The sequence below is a fragment of the Dialister sp. genome (genome assembly GCF_036343215.1).
Taxonomy (GTDB): domain Bacteria; phylum Bacillota; class Negativicutes; order Veillonellales; family Dialisteraceae; genus Dialister.
Genome location: NZ_JAZASU010000201.1, coordinates 1 through 1,467 on the forward strand (window position 1 = coordinate 1; position 1,467 = coordinate 1,467).

Annotated in this window: 2 protein-coding genes; one reads left to right on the top strand and one right to left on the bottom strand. The window is 50.5% G+C overall.

What is annotated here, in order from left to right; translation table 11 throughout:
- On the bottom strand, window positions 1-792 hold a 792-nt coding region (locus VZT47_RS10360; RefSeq protein WP_330224883.1), incomplete at its 3' end, for a LacI family DNA-binding transcriptional regulator.
- Window positions 793-942: 150 nt separating this feature from the next.
- Between VZT47_RS10360 and VZT47_RS10365 the strand changes: the two genes are divergently transcribed.
- Window positions 943-1,467: pectinesterase family protein (locus VZT47_RS10365; RefSeq protein WP_330224884.1), on the top strand; the 525-nt coding region annotated here is incomplete at its 3' end.

A 1,467-nucleotide genomic window follows, 5' to 3' on the forward strand; every position in this document is an offset into this window, starting at 1 on the left:
TGAAATTCCTCGGTCCAGGGCATACTTGATCACGCCAACGGCCATGGCATCGTCTGTCGCCAGGCAGGCATCGATATTCGGCCGCATGGCTTTCATGAGTTCTCTTGTGAAAGTAATGTCGTTTTTCGTATGAATGATGAGGTCGGAATCGGCCTCATAGCCGTATTCCTGCAGGGCATGCAGGTAGCCGGACTTTTTCTGATTGGCGCTGTAGGAATCGGAATCCGTCAGGAAGAGAATCTTCCGGCGGCCGTCATCCAAGAGGCGCTTTGTCACATCGTAAGTGACGGAGAAATCATTTGCAAATGTGCAGTAGACGTTCTCGCAGTCAAGGAAAGCGTTGATCAGGAAAACAGGCTTGCCTTTTGCGGCTTCCCGGATGATGCCCGTATTGTGGGCAGCGTTTGTGCTGCCGGCATAGGTGGATCCGACGAGAATCAGGGCATCTACCCTCTTCTCGAGAAGCATGCCGATATGCTTTTCTTTTCCCTCTTTCGTGAAGCCGGAGCAGGAAAGAATCATGCCGAAATTTTTTTCAACGAGGCCGGTTTCCAGATAGGAGACGGCCCGGGACATGAAGTCGTCACTGATGTCCGGCACGAGGACACCGACGGTCTTCATGGAGTCAGACCCCATGCCTTGGGCAAAGACGTTCGGAGTATAGCCTTCGGCTTCGATGACGGCCATGACCTTCGCTTTTGCCTTTGCTGTGACCTTGTCCGAGCCATTGATGACACGGGAGACCGTAGCGGTGGAATAACCGCTCTCCCGGGCGATGTCGTAGATATTCATGAGATTCCCCTGTTTCCCCTGTGGTATTGGAGGACATTTGTCCTGCTTTGGTCTATAGGCCCGCTGCGAGTTTATCTGCTTGCATTGCCGATTCAAACAATATACAATGTAAGCGGTTACAATTAAAAATGCAAGGGGGAATTTTTCGAAATGGTGCGGAATTTAACACTTGAGAATTTGGAAAAGGAAACGGTTTTTACCGGCCAATCCGTAATCGGATTTGCTGACAAGATGATAGAAGGCAAGACTTTCACCAATGCCTGCGGAGCTTTGGAAATCCACCCGGACGGGAAACCTTATCATACCTTCCGGACGGCGACCCTGCTTGTGAACGGGACGAATCTTTCTTTTAAGAACTGTACATTTGAAAATACGGCAGGAAGCGGAAAGACAGCCGGACAGGCCCTGGCTCTCTATTGTGACGGCGACGGACTTACTTTTGAAAACTGCAGATTGAAAGGCTTTCAGGATACCCTGTTTGTTGCTCCGCTTCCACCGAAGGAAATCCAAAAGGACGGATTCTTAGGTCCCGGCCAGGTAAAGCCGAGGACCCCAAGACATGTTGTATTCAGGAATTGCTATATAGAAGGAAGCGTGGACTTCATTTTCGGCGGAGCCTGGGCGGAATTCTTTGACTGTGAGTTCAGAAGCCTGGAGCCCGGATATGTGTTTGCA